Source organism: Echinicola salinicaeni (genome assembly GCF_014280965.1).
GTDB classification, from domain to species: domain Bacteria; phylum Bacteroidota; class Bacteroidia; order Cytophagales; family Cyclobacteriaceae; genus Echinicola; species Echinicola salinicaeni.
Genome location: NZ_JACODZ010000004.1, coordinates 440373 through 463984, shown reverse-complemented (window position 1 = coordinate 463984; position 23612 = coordinate 440373). Strand labels below are relative to the sequence as shown.

Below are 23612 nucleotides of genomic sequence, written 5' to 3'. Positions count from 1 at the left end.
GTTTAGAATGTAACATTTAGACCCAAGTTGATTCTTTTAACAGTAGGATAGGCACCTTGATAAGAAGGTCCTCCAAAATTGGACTCCCTGTCATCCGGCATATCCGTCCATAGCAAAAGATTATTGCCATTTATATATAAGCGCATATTGTTCATGCCCAGATTCCTCACCCAATCTGACTGGAAATTATAGGCGATTTCCGCATTCTTCAGTCTCAGGTAGGAGCCATCATAGAGGTACCTTGGACCATTATTATAGCTGGAAGGTTGTGACCGCCATCTAGGCAATGGTGAATCTGCACCGGTATTTTCTTTGGACCAATAGCTTCCTTCATCATAAACTATATTAAGACCTCCCGCCAAGCTGGTCAATGAAACATCCCTGGTCACATTGTTTACACCATAAAACTGTAGATATAAGCTCAGGCCTTTCCATTCCACTCCTACATTGGTACTGTAGGTATTTTGAGGTACGCCAGAAAAGCCATAAGGAGCAGAATCAAAGGAATCAACTACCCCATCTCCATTGAAATCAGCGATATAGTAGCTTCCTGGAAGTTTAGCCAGGTCATTGGTATTATGCTGAGGACTGCCATATAGTTCATCCCAAGTATTATAATAGCCCGCACTGATATGGCTGCGGTACTGACCAAGCTGATAGCCTGCGTTTTTCTGATAATCAGGACGCAATTCTGGATCATCTCTTTTAATCACCTGATCGATGGCATGGGTCATAGAGAAATCGCCCCAAAGTCTGATCCCGCTATCAAAGGTATGATTCAGGCCTATGGTAAATTCATAACCTTCTGTCTCTACCCTACCCAAATTGGCTGCAGGGGCATTGGCTCCATAGTAGCTGGGTACTGAACGACCACTGGACATTAGGATATCCACCCTATTATCGCGGAACCAGTCCACACTACCATTAATCAATCCATTAAAAAAGCCAAATTCCAATCCCATATTATATTTGTAAACCGTTTCCCAATGTACATTTGGATTTCCTATGGCATTTTGTCTATACCAGGTATAAGGGCTGTCTTCACCAGACTGACCAATCACTCCCATTTGGGATGTGCCCCCATAGGCCCATTGATCCATAAATAAAAATCTTCCACCGATATTATCATCACCTACTTCTCCATAAGAAGCCCTAAGCTTCAATCGGTCTACAAAGGATAGGTTTTTGATAAAATTCTCTTCGGAGATATTCCAACCCAATCCTCCTGAGGAAAAGAAGGCAAAACGATACTCGGGTGAAAACTTTTCGGAACCATTATAGGCTCCGTTATATTCGATCATATACTTATTTTTATAATCGTAGGTAGCCCTGAACACCCAGTCTTCACGATAACTAGGAATGACACTCCCAATGGCATCTTGCTGTCTGTTCATCAAGCCCATTAAGGTATAATTATGTGTATCGTTAAAATTGCCGGCATAATTCATCTGGAACTGATAAAACATTCTTCGCTGGGCTCCCTGTACGGTCCCTCCTTCATTTTGCCAGGTAACCGCCTCGACAAAATCAAATCGGGTATTACCATCCAAAAGATTCCTGTATTCAGGAACTCCTGTAAAAGGGTTAATCCATTTGGTAAATGGGCTGTTGTAGAGGTCATTTATCCCTCTGTCCACTTCCCGAAAAGAATTATCCACCGCCAAAGTACCTCTAAAATTCAAGCCTTTTAAGATCATATCAAGATCTTGTTCCAAGACAAAATTGGTTGACAGACGAGTATCTGTGATATACTCCGCCCCACTGGCAGCCAGATTTAGCAAAGAGTTTGTAACCGCATAATCGTCTGGGGTATATGTTCCATAAGCCCCATCCGAGTACCTAGGTAAAAAAACATCCGGCGGACTTTTGTAAGCAGAATTCCAATAACTTTCGGGGAAATCATAGGCCCAAGGAGCTTGACGAACACCATAGGTACCACCAAGATTTACACCCAACTTAGTCGAAGAAGTCAGTTGAAAATCAAGGTTACTTCTAAAATTGATCCTATTATAGTTAAAGCCTGCCTGATAGCCTCTTCCTGTATCAAATTTTCGGAACAAATCACCTTCATATTGGTAGTCTATACTGGCAAAATATTTGGTAAAATCAGTTCCCCCTCGGATTCCCACATTCGCATTATAGGCCATTGCCTGATCCTTGAAGACCACATCCTGCCAATCCACATTCGGATACCGCTCCATTTCTTCCAAATTGGCTGGAAAGCGGTACTTTAACCTCATATCTTGGGGAATCATCTCATCCCAGCTATTGGGACTCAAGGACAATTCACGTTCAATCGCCTGATTCCTCACTCCAATAGCATCATATGAATCCAGCTTACCGGGTAGTTTAGAAACAGATTTCATGGTGGTGCTTATGTTAGCAGTAATTTCTGCTTTGCCTGTACGACCTCTTTTGGTGGTTACGATAATTACACCGTTGGCACCTCTAGACCCAAATACAGCTGTAGCCGAAGCATCTTTCAAGACAGAAATTGACTCCACAGAATTGATATCCATATTGGCAAAAAACTCTGGACGTTCAACTCCATCCACCAAAATCAAAGGTGAGTTTCCATTCCAGCTGTTTTGCCCTCTGATGACGATCTGAGGCATTTCTTCCCCTGGTGTTCCCACACTTGATGTGGTGATCACGCCGGGCAGGTTTCCAGTAAGGGCCTGTCCCACATTGGAAACCCCACCGGTACGTTTGAGCACTTCTCCATCGGTCTGGGTAACTGCTCCTACGATGGTTTCCTTTTTCTGTTCGGCATAGCCCACAACCACTACTTCATCCAATGATTGAAGATCCTCTTCTAATACAATATCAATGATCGATTGAGAACCTACCTGTACTTTTTGTTCCTTAAAGCCAACAAAGCTAAAAACCAAGGTTTCACCTTCATTTGCTTGAATAGTATATTCCCCGTCAATATTCGTGACAGTGCCTTTTGTAGTACTTTCTATTCTTACAGTTACTCCTGGAATAGGGAGACCTTCTCCATCTACTACTTTTCCTTTAATTTCAATTACCTCAGTAATTATTGCTTCACCTCTATCTGACTTTAGCGGATGCTTAGGTTCATTGTTATTTGCATCCTTCAAATGAGGTCCTATTTCATTTCCAATAATATTGGAATGGGCCTTTCCCTTTGGGCCTATGGCCAGTATTGCTATAAATAGCAACTTCAATAAGAAGGAGCCCCCCACATATTTGGAAAACTTTTCAGTTTGCCTGGGTATTTCTTTTTCCATATTGTTTCAAGGTTTTGTATAAATCAAAATTGAAAATTGCCTTCTTCTAAACTTTTTGAATTTTTAGACATCAGGGCTTAAATCAGGTCATTCTACCTATTTTAACTGCTGTTTTGGATATGCTTTTTCATGGATAATTGAAATTTTGGGTTTGTTATTTAGATGAAATTTTATTTGTATCCTTTGAACTATTAAATCTCTACACCTTTTCAAAATTCCGTGTGTTTACAACACTTATAAATTTTTAAACTAAAATGTCCTTCTCATTTTTACTCCCACACCTAAAGGAAAATTGATTTAAGGAGTGAAACTGTTTAGTGAGAGAAGAAATTTTTGAAATATTAAGTAGAGGGAAATCTAGCCAGCTATATTCTAGCTAAAATAATGTTGAGAATTGCCTATACCGATAAACATCGATTTGACAAAAGGTGATTCACCCTTAACCATGAGGAGGTTCAAAGTAGATTGAAAAACCTTTTCAAAAAAGGGCCACAATGATGCTTTTCCTTTTAATAAAGGGCTTGTTCGGAAAAATTCTGTTATGATGTACTTCATTCTGGGTTTATTTATGGTTCAACCATTTGACAAATCAACATTGAAACCATAAATATTGAGGCATACTAGAAAAACGTACCCATTATTACTCCTACAATCGCAATAATGAATATTCTATACAATAACCAATATGGCTATTATGACTCAAAAAAGTTTAGGAAAATAGGGTTATACTTAACAGTATATAATGTAATGCTCTTACTTGAATACAGATATATGTTATCTTTTATATAGTTGTAACTTCAAGTATTCGTAAATATTTCTATTTTTTCTCAAACGACCAAACATTTGAATAGGTAATTATAATATTTCAACCATTTAACATACAAAATGGTAGGTAATATAGGATATAGAAATCAGGTTTTTCCATAGATGATGCCCAATTCCAGCCCCCTAAGTTCTGCTAGACCTTTTAATCTACCAATAGCAGAATACCCAGGATTAGTTTCCTTGGTCAAATCATCCAACATTTGGTATCCATGGTCAGGCCTGAAAGGAATAGCATTGCTCCTATTTTGATTCATGTCCACCAAAATCCCCATCAATTCAGCCATATTCACATCACCATTGAGGTGTTCTGACTCATAGAAATTTCCCATTAGATCTTTACTCACATTCCTTAAATGAACAAAATTGACCCTTTCCTTCACTGCAAGAAGAATTTCTGCCAGGTTATTATGACTGCCCGCACCCAATGATCCAGTACAGAAACAAATACCATTGAAAGGTTTATCCACCGCCTGTAGTATATATAACAAATCTTCTTTAGACCTAGCTATCCTCGGCAAACCTAAAATATCAAAAGGTGGATCATCTGGATGAATGGTTAGATTGATGTTCTCTTCCTCGCAAATAGATGCGATACTACTAAGAAAATAAGACAGGTTATCCCTTAAACCATCCCTACCCAATTCCTTGTAAATATCTATGCTTGACCTAAGATCACTTAAGCTCACTCCCTTCTCCGTAGGCACGCCCATCAAAATAATTTCCGTTAACTTGTCCACTTTCTTTGCCGACATGCTCTTGTACCGTTTATCGACTTTTTCCCAAATGTTCATTGGATAATCATTTTGGGCTTCGTTTCGTTGGAGCACGTATTTATCAAAAACTGCCAAATTCACCCAGTCAAAATATAGGGATCTAGCCCCTGAATCCAGCTTCATGTCCAACTGTGTCCTTGTCCAATCCAATACAGGCATGAAATTATAACAAATAGTGTTTAATCCACATGAAGCTAGATTTTTTAGACTTTTCCTATATTTTTCCAAATAGCTGTCACACATATTTGACCTAGTTTTAATGGCTTCATGTACGGGTAAGCTTTCCACTACATTCCATTCCAATCCAGCATTTTCTATCATTTCTTTTCTTTCTAGAATAGCTTGCTTGGTCCAAACTTCACCGTGAGGGATTTGATGAAGCGCTGAAACCACCCCAGTAGCTCCTGCCTGTTTTATATCATTTAAACTCACAGGATCATTTGGCCCGTACCAGCGCCAACTTTGCACTAATTTTTTCATTGAATTTATAGGTTTATAAGTTAGAAAATATATTGCCTGCATTATATCCTAATTACAGGATGCAGGTAGTTTTTAATTTTTGTTGACTTTTAAAGCACTGTACTTTCATGATAGATCATTTTATAAAATGACTTTTACCATTGGCTTTTAAAATTCACAAAAAATAAATCTTATATGAAAGTATACCTTTACTTTTTCTTCCATCTTATAGATTAAAAACTCATCCTAATGGCATGAAAATCTTTCATACAAGGATAATAATCCAATAAACAGATTAAAATTTTATATTATAAACCTATAGGGTCATACTTCCATAAACAGTCCTTTGGTTATCATTGACTTCTTAGCACGAAGTTTCATTGATATATCGAAAAAATTCGATAGATCTCCTTAAGAGATATCATTCAGGTTAAATGCTGTATAAAACTAATCCCGTGAATCTATCAATTTACTAAATTCATTGAAGTTTCTATTTTTCACACTTATCCTCAAAAGTCAAAACAGGGCAAACCCAGTATTATTTCAACTCCCAGATCAATCCCATTTTCACTTCTAAATCCTCCGCAAACCGGTTCGAAATAAGTACCGAGTGGTCAACAACTCGGTACATAAAAATCACAGAAGTACTACTGCTTCAATACTAGAACAAAAAAATCAAAAGATGCTATTATTTCCCACTTTCCATCAATCTCCTCACATCCTCAAAGTCATAAAACATCAAGCCTCCAACTTTAGTAAATGGTAATGTTCCATTAATCCTTAGATTCTGTAAAGTACCGGGCGAGATTCCTAATAATTCGCGGACTTCATAAGATTTTAGCCATCGCTTTGTAGGCTTTCCAGATTGCTTTTTGAGGAATTGGTCCAACTCTTGAAAAAATTGCTCCTTAAATTCCATTAAGTCCTGTTTAGTGATAATTTCTATGTCCATAACTTATTATTTTAATGAATAATATGGTTTGAAATTAAATGATGCCATTTAAAAACATTCACAAGTTGGACAGGACTTGAGGGTAAAGTCCCCCTTTCCCCTACTAGACTTTAGTTTAAAAAGAGCTTTGTCCTGAGCAATCCCATATCCTTACTTATTTTTTTCTCAACCACCCGTGCATAAATTTGTGTAGTAGCTATTTTTGTATGTCCCAGCATTTTACTTACTGATTCAATGGGTACACCGTTCATCAATGTAATAGTAGTCGCAAAGGTATGTCTGGCAGTATGGTGTGTAAGCTTTTTTTGGATTTCGCAAAGGTCTCCAATCTCTTTAAGGTAACTGTTCATCTTTTGGTTTGAAATAGGTGGCAGCAATGTACCATTAGCTTTGGCCCTCGGATGATTTTTGTACTTTTCTAAAATTTCAATGGCTTTGGGGAGTAATGGAAGCTTTACCGGTTCATCAGTTTTCTTCCTATGGGAAATAATCCATAATTCCCCATCAATACCTTTGGCTATATTTGCATGGGTCAAGTTGGTAGAGTCAATATAGGACAATCCCGTATAACAACTGAATACGAACAAATCCCTTACCCAATCCAAACGGGAAATAGAGAATTCCCTTTCTTCAATACGCTTGAGTTCTTCCATTTCTAGGAAATGACGTTCCACCTTCTTGTACCTGAACTTATAATTTAGAAAAGGGTCTTTTTTCATCCATTCCATTTTAAAAGCCAGGGTCATCAACTTCTTTAACCTGATCAAATGTTTCATAACACCATTGTTGGCAACAGGCCTCCTTCGATGGTCCTTTGGCTTGAATGTCCTAAGGTGGTTTTCATAATCAGTAATAAACTTGTAATCAATTTCCGACAGGGGAATATCAGACTTCCGTTTTCTAGTTTTTAGAAATTCCTGAAGATGTCGTTCAGTAGTCTTATAATTTTTGAGTGTACCTTCAGCAAGAATACCAATGTTATGTTTATTGTGAAAATCAACAAGTTCCATCAGTGTATGCTCCTCCTCCTCGATTCCCAAAAACCTATTTTTTATTGCTTCAGGGGTAATATTCCTTTTTTCAATAATTAGTTCTTGATAACATTCCAGTATTCTAGAGCGCATATAATCCAGGTAGCGATTTGAGGACCTGGACTCTGGGTTATTCCCTTTTACCCTACCTTTTCCAAAATCCCATTCTGATCGGGAAATTACTTTGTTTGCAGAAATCTCAATTCTCTTTCCATTAACAGTAACCCTTGCCACCACGGGAGAAAGCCCTCTTTTGTTCACTTTGGAAGATTTAATAACAAACTGAATACCAAGTATTTTAGCGTCTTTCATACAATTTCCGGTTAACTTGGAACCATTAAAAAAGAGTCCCAAAACCCAATGTTTTTTAAGCTCAATTCGGCCTAAAAACACCCCAAAATCAAGATCTGGAACAAACTATGGATCAACGACTTAAGACCTAAAATGGGACCCAAAATAGAAAATTAAATTGGGTCACCGAATGGGTCCCATTTTCTTTGAAATCGTATGTGGTTTTTTGTTGTATAAAAAACAAAAAACCCTCCAAATCATACGATTTGAAGGGTTTTGGAGGGAATTGCACCCCATTTTGTCGGAGTGGCGGGATTCGAACCCACGACCCCTTGCACCCCATGCAAGTACGCTACCGGGCTGCGCTACACTCCGATTCTCTTGTCTTTATTTAATAGAAAAAGACACTCTTTTTATTTTCCCATTCGAACCTGCGACCCTCCCGATCCCTATCGGGATACGCTACCAGGCTGCGCTACACTCCGATTAATATATTTCTGCTTCTAAAAAGAAACTTATTTAATCTGGATTACTAAATATTCAAACCTTGAATACCAGCTCCAGAAGCTGCTGCAAATAAAATAGTTTTTTAATAATTATAAAACCAAATTAGAATTAATTCCATTCAAGTTTACTGCGTTCATTCCAATAAGCTGAAACATCAATCGCCATGGACTTTAGTTTTTCCAAATCATTTCTCGACAGCTCAAATTCATTTGCTTTTAAGTTCTCCTTCAATTGCCCAACGTTTCCAGCCCCACTCAGAACATATTGCGGCTCGACCAAATCCATACAGAAACGTAATGCCAATGCATCTACCCCTACCTTATACTCTTCAGACAGAACTGACAGTAAATGATAATGCTCTTGATAGTGTTGATAATCCTTATTAGGGAATACCCTTCCATTAGCCATTCCCTCTTTGATGATCAGTAACTTCCCCTTGTTTTTTGCCTTTTTGATCACTGGAAGAGCACTTTGCTCAAACAGATTGAAAGTAACCTGAAAACTGTCAAAAAGCTCCTCTCCATCCACTTCAATCCCCATTGCTGCCTCTAAAATTTCACTTTGTGCTTTTCCGCTACTGGTCAAGCCAATTTTCAAGCCATAATCCTTTTTAATAGCCATCAATTCGTTGTGAACATCTTTGTTGGCAAGTACTCCTGATTCAAAAGTGGCAGAATGAATTTGATATATTTCCAATGCTGGCAATAGTTGCTTAGAATAGCCCCATTGCTCTCTAAGTTTGCTCAAAGAATGCTCTTTCACCTCGTGCGGACCATTATAGCCCAACTCCCAATTGGCCTTATAAGTATACCCCCATTTGGTGCCTAATACCAATCCCTCATTTTTTCTACTTTGGTACCAATCCAATAAAAATTCTTCACCCCTTCCATATGAGGGTGCTGTATCAAAATATCGAATTCCTTGCTCATATGCTTCATCTAGCACTTCCATGGTCTTTCTTTGAAAAGCCTCTGCTGATTTATCAATATTTTGATCAGGACGAATATTAATGTATTCTGGCCTTCCCAATGAAGCCAACCCTAATCCGATTTTAGTTTTTGTCATTTAGCCTAGTAATTGAACCAAACATGTTCACTATTTCATACTTTACAAATTTATAAGTTTAAATAGGGATACCATTTTATTTTCCGTAAACCTAAACCCAAACTAACAACCAACACCACAAAACATTAATAATCAAACAATTAAAACCAACTCATTAACCTAATATTTTTTTAAGCCATTGAGCTTTCCAAGCAATGTTTTTCACTATTTAAAACTTGACAGATTAATTTATATACTCAATTCGGATTGCATTCACTATATTTGCCGATCAAAGTTCTTTACATAATTTCTTCATTTACCATTATAGGTCATCGACTAAGGTCGGTGATAATAGGGAACCGTGTGAAAATCACGGGCTGTCGCGCAACTGTAAGTAACGTGAAAGTTTTTGCCCTCGAATGTCCACTGTTCTGATTGCTATCGGGATGGGAAGGACGGCAAAAATGTTACAAGCCAGGAGACCTGCCTATTTTGAACTGTCCATCATGGAGGACAGAAATGACAATGCTTTCGCGATTTGAAGCTCCTGTCAAGTACGACTCCTTTTCCTTTCTTCTCCTGGGATCAGTATGCCCAAAGGAAAAGTATGTCCTATTTTTCAGTTCCCCTCCCTATCGCTGCATTGCGAAGTTTAGCTAAAGACTTTTGACAATTATTTATCAAGTTAAAAGTTTATCATTATGCTAACGCACAATCTTGGCTATCCGCGAATTGGTAGCAAAAGACAACTAAAAAAGGCCAGTGAAGCCTATTGGAAAGAAAAAATTTCACTTCATGATCTGCTACAGGTCGGGGCTGACATCCGGCTACAAAACTGGAAATTACAGCAAGAAGCTGGGATAGACCTCATACCATCCAATGACTTCTCTTTCTATGACCAAGTATTGGACATGTCTTTAACGGTAGGGGCAATCCCAGAACGGTATCACGAAATCGTCACTGACCAAAAAAGACCTGAACTGGACCTCTATTTTGCCATGGCCAGAGGCTACCAAAAGGACGGTTTGGACATTATTGCCATGGAAATGACTAAATGGTTTGACACCAACTACCATTATATTGTTCCGGAGTTTAAAAAAGACCAAAAATTCAAGCTTTTCTCCACCAAGGTACTGGAGGAATTCAAAGAAGCTAAAAGACTTGGGATCCACACCAAACCCGTTATCCTAGGTCCTATTTCCTATTTGTTATTAGGTAAAGAAAAAGAAGAAGGCTTCAGTAGAATTTCCTTACTCAAAAACCTTCTTCCAGTTTATCTTGAAATACTTACAAAACTGGAAAATTCAGGCGCTACATGGGTACAAATCGATGAACCCTATCTGGCCATGGACCTCTCAAACGAGCAAAAAGAAGCCATCCAATATGCTTATAATGAAATCAAAAAAGCTTGTCCATCACTCAAAGTTTTAATAGCAAGTTATTTTGATACTTTGGGAGACAATATCAGTCTCGCGAGCTCCTTACCTGCTTGTGCCCTACATATAGATCTCGTAAGAGCTCCCGAGCAATTGGAAAAGGTCCTAGAATCCATTCCAAAAAACATGAGTTTATCACTGGGGCTTGTAGATGGCAGAAATATTTGGAAAAACGATTTTAAAAATTCCCTGGCTTTAATCGAAAAGGCCAAAAAAGCCAAAGTCTCGGAAAGACTTTTGATCAGTCCAAGCTGCTCCTTATTACACAGTCCTTGTGATTTGGAAGAAGAACATAATGAGACTGACTTGACCACAGAAATCAAAAATTGGTTAGCCTTTGCCAAACAGAAAGTTTGGGAAGTAAGCCATTTGAAAAACTTGGCGTTAGGCAAGGAAGACAAAGCCAATTTGACCATACTTTCTGATAATCAAGCGGCCATCCAAAGTAAAACCAATGCGCAAATTGTCCATAATCCCAAAGTACAAAAAGCGATAGATTTACTTGATTCAGGCTATAGTCAAAGAAAAAGCGCATTTGGGGATCGCCAAAAAGTGCAAGAAGACAACCTTAAGCTACCATTATTCCCTACCACTACCATTGGCTCCTTTCCTCAAACCAAAGAAGTCAGACAATGGCGTGCCCATCTTAAAAAAGGAGTATTGACTCAAAATCAATATGATGAACTGATCAGCCAAGAAACCAAAACAGCTATTCAATGGCAGGAGGACATTGGCTTGGACGTGTTGGTGCATGGTGAATTTGAAAGAAATGACATGGTAGAATATTTTGGGGAGCAATTAAATGGGTTTGTTTTCACCCAAAACGGCTGGGTCCAAAGCTATGGTTCAAGATGTGTAAAACCTCCCATTATTTACGGAGATGTCTCCAGACCACAAGCAATGACCCAAAAATGGACTTCTTATGCCCAGTCATTGACAGATAAAAATGTAAAAGGAATGTTAACAGGTCCGGTAACCATTCTGCAGTGGTCATTTGTCAGAAATGACCAAGCGCGATCTGCTACTTGCCAACAAATCGCCTTGGCGATCAGGGAAGAGGTTAAAGACTTGGAAAATGCCGGCATTAAAATCATCCAGATAGACGAACCAGCGCTAAGAGAGGGACTTCCTCTGAGGGTATCCAATTGGGATGAATACTTGGAATGGGCTGTCGATTGCTTCCGTATTGCCTCTACCGGGGTGGAAGACAAAACGCAGATCCACACCCATATGTGCTATTCCGAATTTAATGATATCATCAAACATATAGCTGCCATGGATGCAGATGTCATCACCATTGAATGCTCTCGTTCTCAAATGGAATTATTGGATGCTTTTGCAGAATTCCAATACCCTAATGAGATCGGACCTGGTGTCTATGATATTCACTCTCCCCGAATCCCGACTGAGGATGAAATGGTCCAGCTTATGGAAAAAGCCAAAGCCGTTATTAGCGATAGACAATTATGGGTCAACCCGGACTGTGGTCTTAAAACCAGGGGCTGGAAAGAAACAAAAGAAGCATTAACTAGAATGGTTCAAGCAGCCAAAACTTTAAGGAAAGACACAGGGCTAAACATTTCAAGCTTTACTACAAATGCGGTCAATACCCCTTAATTAAGACATGGTTATTGTCCATTTCACTAGGCTGTTATAGTATTTCAAAACAGCTGATTTTAAACAATCACTATTCCGGACAAGTTATATACTTGTTCGGAACAGTATTCCCTTCTAGGTATGAATTTTAAAAAGCAGATAAAAGCTCCAGTAAAAAAAACTCCTCTGAAGTGTTGGGACGTTTATATCCAAAGTGTTTTTGCCAGAAAAATTCCCAGTTCACATGAAAAGGATAAAAAAACATTGGAATATTTTAAACATCGTTTTAACTGGGATACAAACTTGGACATATCAAAAGAAAATTACGATGCACTGGTACTAACTGACCTGAACAGAGATATTATTTGGGTAAACCAAGGTTTTAAAAACATGACTGGGTACAAACCCCATTTTGCCATAGGTAAAAAACCTTCTTTTCTCCAAGGAGAAGCCACTTCTCCTTTGGTGCTCGCAGAATTCAAAAAGAAATTAATTCATCACAAACCTTTTCAACTGAAACTTATCAACTATAAGTTTGATCAATCACCTTATCTTTGTGAAATTCGTGTTTTTCCAATAAAAAATATATCTGGGAAAACATCCCATTTCCTTGCTTTAGAAACTGAAATATGACAGCACTAGAACTAAAGATCAAAAAAGCCGAAACAAGAATCTTCAAAGCAGTCTTTCCCAACACCATCAATCATTATGACACCCTTTTTGGAGGCACTGCTATGCATTTGATGGATGAAGTGGCCTTTATTACCGCCACCAGGTTCAGTCGTCAAAAAATGGTCACTGTCAGTAGTGATAAAATAGATTTCACTGTCCCCATACCAGCAGGAACTATAATTGAATTGGTGGGATCAATAATTCATATTGGGAATACCAGCCTTAAAATTCAAGTAGATATTTTCATTGAGCAGATGTATGAGGAAGGAAGGGAAAAGGCTATAAGCGGTACTTTTACACTAGTAGCGATAGATGAGAACAAAAATCCTACTCCAATCATAAAAGAACATTAAAAAAAGGGTCTGTGGACCCTTTTTTTAGATAATAATTTCATTTAGACTTTCTTGCCCCAAGGCCCTTCAATTGCAATAGTTAAGCCTGCTCCTTGTATATTCACAAAATAGGTACTTCCATCTGGAGAAAACACCCCTCCTGCAAATTCACTTTCATAACCTATATTCTCAGCAAGCTTATAGAAATCTCCCTTTGGAGTAATTCCAACCACAAAAGGATGGGGTCTATCTTCGCAAAGTAATAAATCACCCCAAGGGGCAATAGCTACATTATCACAACTTTTAAGGATCTCTGTATCATTGGGCTCTGCAAACAGCTCCAATTTACCGGGTGCCGTCTGCTCATTGGCTTTTCCTTCATTGGCTCCAGGGATATATTTAAAAACTTGGCCAGCAGAAATTTCCCCACCATTGGTACACGCAAAATACAGCTCCTCTTCTCCAAACCAAATTCCTTCTCCTCGAGCAAAACAAGCAGCTCCCTTATCCGCTCCACGGTGCCTCAAATCATCTTCAGGAGCTTCTACATCGTCCATATCAATCCACTCCACTTCAAAAGCTTGGTTTTTGGGCATTTTTTCCTGATCTGAACCCTCCCAATTTCGCGTATCATAAGAAGCTTTTCCCGCTATGGCTAAAGCCTGAAGCTTCCCGCCTGAGCGTAAGTCCCCAGGCACTTCGGGTATAAACCGATAAAAAAGTCCGTCACCACGATCCTCAGTCAGATAAACAATGCTTGTTCTAGGATCCACAGCAACAGCCTCATGATTAAACCTCCCCATCTCCTTGATAGGTTCAGCAGTATATAACATAGGCTCTTCTGATGCAGGGACTTCGAAAACATAACCATGATCTTTCTCTAGCTTACCATCATAATCGCCCTTTTTTACTGTTGATTCCTCGCAGGTCACCCAAGACCCCCATGGTGTCACTCCTCCTGCACAATTCCGAACCGTACCACCCAAACTAAGAAATTGTTTTTCAACCTCCTTGGTAGCTGGATTGTAGACCAAAGTAGTAGTTCCTCCTAGGCCAGGAAGTGTTCCCAAACCATTTTCATAAAATTCACCTGCATATTTTGATGAGTAATTTTCATTACCTTCTCCAAAAGCTCCTTCCTTAAAATCATCAGGACTGTTTTCGTGATTCCTAATAATAATTATTTTGCCATCATTTCCTTGAAAAGTTCCCATACCATCAGGCCTTCCAGGTACAATCAAGCCATCATCCATGGGCTCACCTGATCTAGAAATAATAGAATAACTAAACCCCTTGGGCAAATTCAGGATCTTATCAGGGTCCTCTACTAGCGCCCCATAACCTATTAGATCACTTGATGATCCATTTTTTGACGATGGTTGAATACATTGAAACAATCCCATAAAGCCCAGTGTCACCATTCCAGATTGTTTAATAAATTCTCTTCGGTCAGTTTGCTCTCCAGCTCCCATATATTTAGCGATTTAATTAAGTTTTAAAATAAACTTTAATTCTTTTTTGATAATCCCAAGATCTCGACGTAATCTCGAAACAAGATAAGTAAGAGATTCATTTTTCAGATTGCCCTAATTTTATTAAAATATTATAATTCATAAATCCTAAGTTCCTTTAAAAAAGAAGGGCATAATCCATTCTTTCTATACAAAGTGAAATTTACAGTTATTTTTTCACCCCAACAAACAATCAACAAACACATAATCAATATTTTATAAGCAAATATTTGACCTAATCTAGTTTTACAAACTATTTAATTCCGTAACTTATAAGTAAATAATGACGAACATTATTTTACTGACTATTAGCCATTTATATAATACATCAATAAATCTCCGAGCAATTAACAAAAGATTAATAAAGGACAATAAAGCCCTTAGAAATTGTTTATTACTCCCAACCTATGCCAAAACATACGATCGTCATGGGCCCTAATTGAGCATCTCCTCAATGCAGTGGATTTATTGTTCTAAACTCATACATTAAAACAAAAGAGCAAAATGAAAAAGGTGAGAATTATTACAATAGATGGCGGAGGAGTCAAGGGAATCATAACCACAATGATCCTTAAGGCACTGGAGGAAAAAATCCAACGCAGAACTAAGAACAAAGAATCGAAATTAGTCGATTTTGTTGACTTTTTTGCAGGCACAGGCTCAGGGGGAATCATTACCTGTGCCTTATTAAGTCCCAATGACCAACTTCCATCAAAACCTAAATTCAGCGCAGATGAAGTGAACAACTTTTTTCATGAGTTTTGTAATAAGGCATATTCAAAGTCTATCTTCAAAAAAATTCAAACATTGGGAGGGCTAATTGACAACAAAGACTTTAGAAAAGGACTGGATACTTTTTTCCGCGAACAATTTGCTGACAAAAAATTAAGCCAATTAATTAAACCCTGTCTTATTACCGCCTATGACCTTGACCATAGACGGGCCATTTTTCTCAATCAGCATAACGCTAAAATCACTAAGGCAAAGGATTTTCTAATAAAAGATGTTGCCATTGCTTCTTCAGCTACTCCTCCGTATTTTCAGCCAGCCAATATCCATTCTGACATAGGTATTAGCTATCCATTGATTGATGGTGCCGTTTTCGCCAACAATCCAGCCATGTGTGCCTACGCAGAGACGCGTAAAATGTACTTCGAAAACGCCAAAAACCCTAGCAGCAAAGACATGTATCTGCTATCTTTAGGTACTGGAAAGCCCGAAAAGTCCATTAACTTTCATGATGCTAAAAACTTCGGCATTAGCCAATGGACCCGGCCCTTGCTCTCCATTATGATGTCCGGAAATGCCGAAACTGTTTCCCACCAACTAAAATGGGTTTTTGATGCCAATAAAAATAAAAATGGATTTCAGAGAATTAATCCTGACCTGAAAAATGCTTCAAGCAATTTTGATGACTCACATAAATCCAACCTAGAGGCATTGCGAGAGACCGCAAATGATTATATTTCAAAAAACGAAACTACTTTTAATGATATTGTGGAAAATTTAGTACCCATAGAAAAAGCCCTAGAGTAATGAATACCAGGGCCTTTATTTTTTTTAACATAGGGATAAAAGAACATTTACAGATCAACTTACTGGAAGATCATCTCTATCTCCCCAAAACAACTTGATTACCTGATAGCTTTCAGCAATGTGGCCATATACACCCATTTTTGGTCTCTAGAATTTAAGCCCTCTTCCATGGCTGTTAATTGCTCTTCCGAAGCTTCCATATCTTCATATTCCATAGAATTAAAGAACTGCAAATAATCGTCGTAAAAATTCAAGGTCATATGTGTGTAATCGGCGGCACTCCCCATTGGCACAGCTGTTCTTAAAAACATCCAACTTCCCATCATGCCTGCTTCAATCTTTTTTTGATGAAATGGCAGGTAGAGATCAGTCTCCACGTGCTCATATTCATTGAACCTTCCTTCTGCTGCCTTCATCAAATCAAAAGAAGCAAGCACTCCCGGCTTCATTTCAAAATTATCTTTGGTGCGCGCAACCATCACCATATAGGCCCTCATGGCCAAATCACGGTTTGCCACTGCGTTTTCCACACTCATTTCAATTTGCTGATCTGACATTTCCGAAGAAAAGGCCCTTTTGGCATAGTTCACAAAATTATTGTCCGTCATTCCGTTCATCATTTTCACAGGATCATCATAATAGGTAATAGTGACATACTGAAATTCACCCTGATCAGGCCCTGATTGCAATGACCATAAATCCCATCCTTCCACATCTCCTTGCTTAATGGCTTCAGAATAAATCTTCTCCATAAAGCTTTTATTCTCAGAATAATCTACCATTTGTGTAGACGCAACTTTTATAAATTCAATTACCATATATTGATGGTCTCCCTGAGCAAATGCTCCTTGGCAGACGATAAACAAAACTGTGGCGAAATAAAACAACTTTTTCATATCGTAGAAATTATGGGTTTGTAAAACACTCTTAAACACTACTATAATCAATATAAACAATTATTTGGTATATGTAAAAAATAAAAAAACATAATAAACATTTTTCCACCAACACCACAACTTAAAGGAAATTTATTCTGTTTTATCAATAATCACAGTCTTTTATTACATATACTAAAAAATATCTTTCGATTGGTTGCACAGAAATTATTTGGAAAAATCAAGTACTTATCAAGTTGAAGCCACTAAGCACACCAACTAAACACATAACTATTTGAATTACTTATATTTATAAACCATTCAATATTACCACATTACTTGATAAATTTTTAGACAAATACTGCTCCAAGATATAAGTAGTTTCAGAGACAGGTTTGACTGGATCTAAAAAGTCCAGGAAACCAGCATCTTCAACAACCTCTTCTTCCTGATTTACAAAGCCATAAGCTTTTAAGACTCCTTCCTCAAATAAAATAGCCGCATCTTCTCCTGGACTCCTCCCCTTTTCCTTTATCAAAAGTCTGGAACGCTCTTTTTTCATTTGCTTCAACCAATCCCCAACCCTTTGGTTATAAGATTCGGGATCTTCTTTTCCACAACATGCTCCCTCACATTTCCCAACTTTATAATCATAGCATTCCGCCACAGTCTTTTGGATGCCACACAATTTGGGGCACAACTGATATAACTCTACTTTTTCCAGTAAATAAGACCAGGCATCATGATGACTCCTGAAGCTTAACAGTGGCTTTGTAAACCTGTTGATCTTGGCCACCTGAAATCGCTCAAATCCCGCTCCATCCTGGTACTGATATAACCCCCAAGTAGTTCCTTTTACCTTTTGGGCCCTATTAAATTTCGGCCAATGCTTTTTGATTTCTAATGCCTCCACCAAAAGGGCCAAAAATTCACTGCCGGTCAACTGAAAACTCACGCTATGGATCTCAGATTTCATGGCCTGCTTTCCCTTTCCAGCCCCAGAAAAGTGTCCCTTGAATCGACTCCTTATATTAAGGGCCTTACCTACATAAATCACCTTGCCATTGATGTCATGAAAGTAGTAAACCCCCACTTTTTCCGGCAAAGCCATAAATTGTTCCTTATTAATATTGGGTGGCAAAAAAGCTTCTCCTGAATTCCTTTTTAAAAGGGACTCCACTACACCCTGATCATCTGCCTCGATGAGCATCCCAAACAGCTCTGCTGTAGCCTCAGCATCTCCATATGCTCGGTGTCGCGCTTTAATGGAAATGGACTTGGACTCGCATATACTTCCGAGGCTATAAGACCTCAATCCTGGAAATATCTTTCGACTGAGCCTTACCGTACAAAGCTTAGGCAAATCAAACTCCCTGCCTACACGGTCAAATTCTGCTTTGATAAATTGGTAATCAAAATTCACATTATGTGCCACAAAGACTTTTCCCTGCAAAAAGTCATACAGTTCATGGGCAATCTCCTCAAAAACTGGAGCATCAGCCACCATTTGCTGGTCAATACCTGTAAGTCCTGTAATATAATTCGGGATCTCACACTCAGGGTTGATCAAGGTCTGATAACTGTCCAAAACCTTCTCGCCATCATGCAAAAATGCAGCAATTTCAGTTATGCGGTGCCTTTTCCCGTAGCCCCCTGTCGTTTCAATATCTACAATGGCATAAATCATAATAAAATGCTGCTCTATGTTTTTTATTATTTGATGTTCAATTTGGCGATTTTGTCATTCATAATAACGATTTTTGACCCAAATTGTCCCAATAAAGAGACCCTGTAATATATTAAATTGATATTCATCCATAACCATACCCCAAAACCCAATGGAAATCAAGATCAAAGACTGGCAAGAGCGAATAGAAGAGACCACTCAAGCATTTTTATCCAGTTTCGGAGGGCTAAGCCCTGAGGAATTATCTTATAAACCAGATCCGAAGGTCTGGAGCATTGAGGAGAATATCCAACACCTGATAGTCATCAACGAAAGTTATTTCCCGATTTTTCAAAAGCTGGAAGAAGGTACTTATGAAAAACCCTTTATTGGTAATTTTAGTTTTCTGACAAAATTATTGGGCAATACGATTTTGAAATCAGTATCACCAGAGAATCCTAAAAAACTTAAAACTATTCCAATTTGGGCTCCAAACAAGTATCATGATGGAGATGCGGAAGCACTTTTGAAAAAGTTTGAAGATCACCAAAAGGAAATATCCCAATGGATCGGTAAACTAGGACCTTACCTAGAAAAGAACCAAATCATCCATTCCCCTGCCAATAAATTAATTGCCTATCCACTATCTACTGCACTGGAAATCATCACCATCCATGAAAAAAGACATTTCAATCAGGCAAAAAAAATCTTGGAACAAATCAAATAACTCATTTATTCAGAGCGAATTGCAATACCACAAGACTATTACTGCATATTGGCTCATGACCAGAAAAAACGGCAAAAAGATTACATCCTGATGAAAATTCAATAATTTTAGGGCTTGTAAATAGACCATTCAAATCAAATTTTGATGACTGAGATTAGAAACAATTGGACCAGAGAAGAAATCAAAGCAATTTTTGATTTACCTATTCTAGACCTCATTTATAAAGCAGGAACAGTTCACCGTGAATTTCATGACTCTCAGGAGGTACAAGTCTGCACCTTGCTATCCGTAAAAACGGGAGGATGTCCTGAGGACTGCGCTTACTGCCCCCAAGCTGCCAGGTACCATACTGATGTTAAAGTCCATAAATTACTCGAAGTAGAAGAAGTATTGCAAAAGGCAGCTGATGCAAAATCAGCAGGCAGTACCCGCTTTTGTATGGGAGCGGCATGGAGAGAAGTTAGAGACAACAGAGACTTTGACAAAGTACTTGAGATGGTAAAAGGAGTAAATACCATGGGAATGGAAGTTTGCTGTACTTTGGGAATGTTATCTGAAGAACAAGCGGAAAAATTAAAAGACGCTGGACTTTATGCCTATAACCACAATTTAGACACCAGCGAGGAACACTATAATGAAATCATTACCACAAGGAATTATGATGATAGATTGGATACATTGGAAAATGTAAGAAAAGCAGATATCTCAGTTTGTTCTGGAGGAATCATTGGATTGGGCGAAAATCTTGAAGACCGTGTGGGCATGCTTCATACACTTTCCACTTTGCCATCTCATCCAGAATCAGTACCTGTAAATGCATTGGTACCAGTGGAAGGTACTCCACTTGAGGAACAAGAGAAAGTTTCCGTTTGGGAAATGGTTAGAATGATTGCCACTGCAAGGATTATTATGCCTAAAGCCATGGTAAGACTTTCTGCAGGAAGAGTAAGAATGACTACTGAAGAACAAGCCTTATGTTTTATGGCAGGAGCCAACTCCATCTTTGCAGGGGATAAACTATTAACTACCCCAAATCCAGAAGAAGACATGGACAAGCAATTATTCCAAACCTTAAATCTTAAGCCGCGAAAGGCTTTCAAGGATCAGGAAGTAAGCCTATAAAATTAAAGCTCTCCGCCTAGTACGGAGAGCTTTTTTTATGCAGATTGCTTGATGTGATTTTCCTTTATTATCCTTCGAAGGATCTTACCAACATTGGACTTTGGCAGCTCCTTCACAAAATAAATTTCCTTGGGCACCTTATAATTCGTAAGGCTTTGCCTACAAAAACTAATAAGCTCCTCAGCCGTCAGTGATTCATCATTGGCCACCACATAGGCCACTACTCTTTCTGTAGAATTCTCATCCGGCATTCCTATCACTCCCACCTCATCAACTTTTCCATGGCCAGCAATAATATCTTCCACTTCATTAGGATATACATTGAAACCTGAAACCAAGATCATTTCTTTTTTCCTATCCACAATTTTCAGAAAACCATCTTCATCCTGAACAGCAATATCACCGGTTTTTAGCCATTCACCTAGCATGGTATCTGCCGTTTCCTGAGGACGCCTCCAATAACCTTTCATCACTTGTGGCCCTTTGATACACAGTTCTCCTTTTTGTCCCAATGGCACTTCATTCCCTTCATCATCTACAATTTTCACTTCTGTATTGGGCAAAGGCATGCCTATCGTTCCTATTCTCTCAGTTCCATCAATAGGATTACAACAAGCCACAGGAGAGGTTTCTGTCAAACCATACCCTTCCGCTAAAGGTACACCAGTGACTTCATGCCATCGGTCTGCTACATATTTTTGCACAGCCATCCCCCCTCCAACAGCTACCTTCAGTCCACTGAAATCTAGATTCCTAAAAGACTCTTGATTCAACAAGCCATTAAACAGGGTATTCACACCCGTAAGGACACTAAACTGATTCTTACTTAACTCCTTACAAAATGCTTTCATATCTCTTGGATTAGTGATCAACAAATTATGCGCACCTATCTTTAACATGGCCAAGCAATTTACTGTCAAAGCAAAAATATGATATAAAGGCAAGGCTGTGATCACAAACTCCTCATGCTCTTTTAGTTTGGGTTTCATCCAAGCTGATATCTGCTGCATATTCGCAACAATATTCCCATGAGTAAGCTCAGCCCCCTTGGACACACCAGTAGTCCCTCCTGTATATTGGAGATAAGCAATATCACTTAGATCAATTTTAACAGGTGCTAGACTTCTTTTAGCTCCAAAAGCCATGGCAGTTTTGAAATTTATAGCATTCGGAACATGGTATTCAGGAACCATCTTCTTGATATATTTCACCACGAAATTTACAATTCCGCCTTTCAAACCTCCCAAAAGATCCCCTATTCCTGTAATGATAATGTGCTCGACTTTTAGATCAGGCAAAATCCCTTCCAAATTATGGGCAAAATTTGAAAGTATCACCAGGGCAGAAATATCAGCATCCTCAAACTGGTGTTTCATTTCATGAGCAGTATATAAAGGGTTGGTATTAACCACGATCAACCCTGCTCTCAATGCACCGAACATGACAACAGGATATTGGAGCAAATTCGGCATTTGAATGGCTATTCTATCCCCCTTTTTTAGTTTTAAATCCTGCTGTAAATAAGCGCCAAAATCCCTCGACAGCTTTTCAAGCTCATTAAAACTGAGTTTTTTTCCCATACATTCATAGGCCACTGACTCACCATACTTATGAACACTCTCTTCAAAAAGGCCTATAATACTTTCATATGCCTCCGCATCGACTTCTTTGGGCACTGACTCTGGATAGTATTTAAACCATGGAAAATCTTGCATGTTTTTATTATTTTGGGTAATCAAACAATAGCTTTTTTTTTGTAAATATAATATAACAATATAAATCATTTATGATTTTAAAAAAAGACAAAACCTGTCTCCTAATTGTTAACAATTGGTTTTTATCCCATTACTTCAACACCTTCCTGGCTATCAGTTCTTTCATTATTTCATTCGTTCCTGCATATATCCTTTGCACTCTGGCATCTGCATAGGCCCTAGCTACCGGATATTCCCACATATATCCATAGCCACCGTGAAGTTGGACGCATTCATCAGCCACCTCACATTGCAACTCTGTCATCATATATTTGGCCGCAGAAGCCATGGCACTATCCACTTTTTTATCATTGTGCAACAGCACCAATTGATCACAATAAATCCTTGCCTGTTCAACCTTGGCAGCCATTTCTGCCAATTTAAAACGGGTATTTTGAAATTCTGAAATGGTCCTTCCAAAAGCCTCTCTTCCCTTTACATATTCGACAGTCGACTGAAGCATAAATTCTGCAAGTGCTAAGGCAGCTAAAGCAACTATCAAACGCTCCTGAGCCAGCTCCTTCATCAAATAGGAAAACCCCTCTCCTTCTTTACCCAATAGGTTTTCCTTGGGGACCTTAACTTCCTCAAAAAATAATTCACAGGTATCCTGGGCATGAAGTCCCACTTTTTCAAAAGGCTTACCTTTAGCAAATCCTTCCATACTTGCGTCCAGCAAAAAAAGGCTGATCCCCTTTGCACCCAAACTTAAATCTGTTTTAGCAGCGACCACCACCACGTCACATAAATACCCGTTGGTAATAAAAGTTTTGGTGCCACTGATTTCATAATGATCTCCCTTATCTATTGCCTTGGCCTTGATATTTTGCAGGTCACTTCCGGCCCCTGGTTCAGTCATCGCGATGGCCCCTATATTTTCCCCGCTTATCATCTTGGGAATATATTTTTTCTTGACTGCCTCAGTTCCATAATGCAACAAATAAGGAAACACTATATCTGAATGTAAGGAATACCCAATGGTAGGACCAGCACATCCGCTCAGGCCTAATTCCTCTGTAAAGATTGCATTGAAGCGAAAATCATCAATGGCCATCCCTCCATATTCACTGGGAGCCTGCAGACATAGAAAACCATTTTGCCCTAGCTTGCTCCATGACGCTCTGGAAACCTGCTTATCCTTTTCCCACTGGGCATTATTTGGTGAAACTTCCTTTTTAACAAATTCCCTGATGGATTGCCGGAACATATCATGTTCTTCAGAAAAAATAGTTCTTGGAATCTCAAACAT

16 protein-coding genes, 1 tRNA gene and 1 riboswitch are annotated in these 23612 nt (G+C 38.7%); of the genes, 6 read left to right on the top strand and 11 right to left on the bottom strand.

The genetic code is table 11. The annotated features are described in order from the left end of the window. Positions 1-2: 2 nt before the first annotated feature. From H7U17_RS09825 to H7U17_RS09800, 6 genes are all read right to left on the bottom strand, one after another. Positions 3-3254 carry a SusC/RagA family TonB-linked outer membrane protein gene (locus tag H7U17_RS09825; protein WP_230981347.1) on the bottom strand — a complete coding sequence of 1084 codons (3252 nt, stop codon included), beginning with the start codon at positions 3252-3254 and terminating at the stop codon, positions 3-5. 911 nt (positions 3255-4165) lie between these two features. Continuing rightward, positions 4166-5332 carry a mannonate dehydratase gene (uxuA, locus tag H7U17_RS09820; RefSeq protein WP_186756527.1) on the bottom strand — a complete coding sequence of 389 codons (1167 nt, stop codon included), beginning with the start codon at positions 5330-5332 and terminating at the stop codon, positions 4166-4168. A gap of 667 nt (positions 5333-5999) precedes the next feature. Next, positions 6000-6263, bottom strand: coding sequence for a helix-turn-helix domain-containing protein (locus tag H7U17_RS09815; RefSeq protein WP_186756526.1), 264 nt, complete (start codon positions 6261-6263; stop codon positions 6000-6002). Between the two features lie 110 nt (positions 6264-6373). Beyond that, entirely contained in the window at positions 6374-7606 is a 1233-nt protein-coding gene (locus tag H7U17_RS09810) for a site-specific integrase (RefSeq protein WP_186756525.1), read from the bottom strand. A 280-nt stretch (positions 7607-7886) separates the two neighbouring features. Then, positions 7887-7960 (bottom strand) — tRNA-Pro (locus tag H7U17_RS09805). A 240-nt stretch (positions 7961-8200) separates the two neighbouring features. Continuing rightward, positions 8201-9157, bottom strand: coding sequence for an aldo/keto reductase (locus tag H7U17_RS09800; RefSeq protein WP_186756524.1), 957 nt, complete (start codon positions 9155-9157; stop codon positions 8201-8203). Between the two features lie 288 nt (positions 9158-9445). Then, positions 9446-9641, top strand: a riboswitch (cobalamin riboswitch). A gap of 196 nt (positions 9642-9837) precedes the next feature. On the opposite strand from H7U17_RS09800, the gene metE reads away from it, so the two are divergent. The 3 genes from metE (at position 9838) to H7U17_RS09785 (ending at position 13193) form a co-directional block, all read left to right on the top strand. Then, positions 9838-12189: a 5-methyltetrahydropteroyltriglutamate--homocysteine S-methyltransferase gene (gene metE / locus H7U17_RS09795; protein WP_186756523.1), complete on the top strand. Its 2352-nt coding sequence runs from the start codon at positions 9838-9840 to the stop codon at positions 12187-12189. A gap of 120 nt (positions 12190-12309) precedes the next feature. Further along, positions 12310-12801 (top strand): PAS domain-containing protein, encoded by a 492-nt coding sequence (locus H7U17_RS09790; RefSeq protein ID WP_186756522.1) that lies wholly within the window; start codon positions 12310-12312, stop codon positions 12799-12801. Next, positions 12798-13193: an acyl-CoA thioesterase gene (locus H7U17_RS09785; RefSeq protein ID WP_186756521.1), complete on the top strand. Its 396-nt coding sequence runs from the start codon at positions 12798-12800 to the stop codon at positions 13191-13193. The genes H7U17_RS09790 and H7U17_RS09785 overlap by 4 nt, the downstream gene beginning before the upstream one ends. Before the next feature lie 41 nt (positions 13194-13234). Here the strand turns inward: H7U17_RS09785 and H7U17_RS09780 are convergent, their stop codons facing one another. Beyond that, entirely contained in the window at positions 13235-14644 is a 1410-nt protein-coding gene (locus H7U17_RS09780; protein WP_222439172.1) for an alkaline phosphatase PhoX, read from the bottom strand. A 543-nt stretch (positions 14645-15187) separates the two neighbouring features. Between H7U17_RS09780 and H7U17_RS09775 the strand changes: the two genes are divergently transcribed. Beyond that, positions 15188-16219, top strand: a complete 1032-nt coding sequence (locus H7U17_RS09775) for a patatin-like phospholipase family protein (RefSeq protein WP_186756520.1) — start codon at positions 15188-15190, stop codon at positions 16217-16219. A gap of 98 nt (positions 16220-16317) precedes the next feature. Here H7U17_RS09775 and H7U17_RS09770 read toward each other — a convergent pair whose 3' ends face one another. Both H7U17_RS09770 and H7U17_RS09765 read right to left on the bottom strand, forming a co-directional pair. Next, positions 16318-17115 carry a hypothetical protein gene (locus H7U17_RS09770; RefSeq protein WP_186756519.1) on the bottom strand — a complete coding sequence of 266 codons (798 nt, stop codon included), beginning with the start codon at positions 17113-17115 and terminating at the stop codon, positions 16318-16320. 289 nt (positions 17116-17404) lie between these two features. Beyond that, positions 17405-18781 (bottom strand): exonuclease domain-containing protein, encoded by a 1377-nt coding sequence (locus H7U17_RS09765; protein WP_186756518.1) that lies wholly within the window; start codon positions 18779-18781, stop codon positions 17405-17407. A 151-nt stretch (positions 18782-18932) separates the two neighbouring features. Between H7U17_RS09765 and H7U17_RS09760 the strand changes: the two genes are divergently transcribed. After that, positions 18933-19487, top strand: a complete 555-nt coding sequence (locus H7U17_RS09760; protein ID WP_186756517.1) for a DinB family protein — start codon at positions 18933-18935, stop codon at positions 19485-19487. 144 nt (positions 19488-19631) lie between these two features. Further along, on the top strand, positions 19632-20609 hold the full coding sequence (gene bioB / locus H7U17_RS09755; RefSeq protein ID WP_186756516.1) for a biotin synthase BioB: 978 nt from the start codon (positions 19632-19634) through the stop codon (positions 20607-20609). A 35-nt stretch (positions 20610-20644) separates the two neighbouring features. On the opposite strand, the gene H7U17_RS09750 is transcribed toward bioB, so the two are convergent. Continuing rightward, positions 20645-22324, bottom strand: a complete 1680-nt coding sequence (locus H7U17_RS09750; RefSeq protein WP_186756515.1) for an AMP-binding protein — start codon at positions 22322-22324, stop codon at positions 20645-20647. 130 nt (positions 22325-22454) lie between these two features. Then, positions 22455-23612, bottom strand: coding sequence for an acyl-CoA dehydrogenase family protein (locus H7U17_RS09745; protein ID WP_186756514.1), 1158 nt, complete (start codon positions 23610-23612; stop codon positions 22455-22457).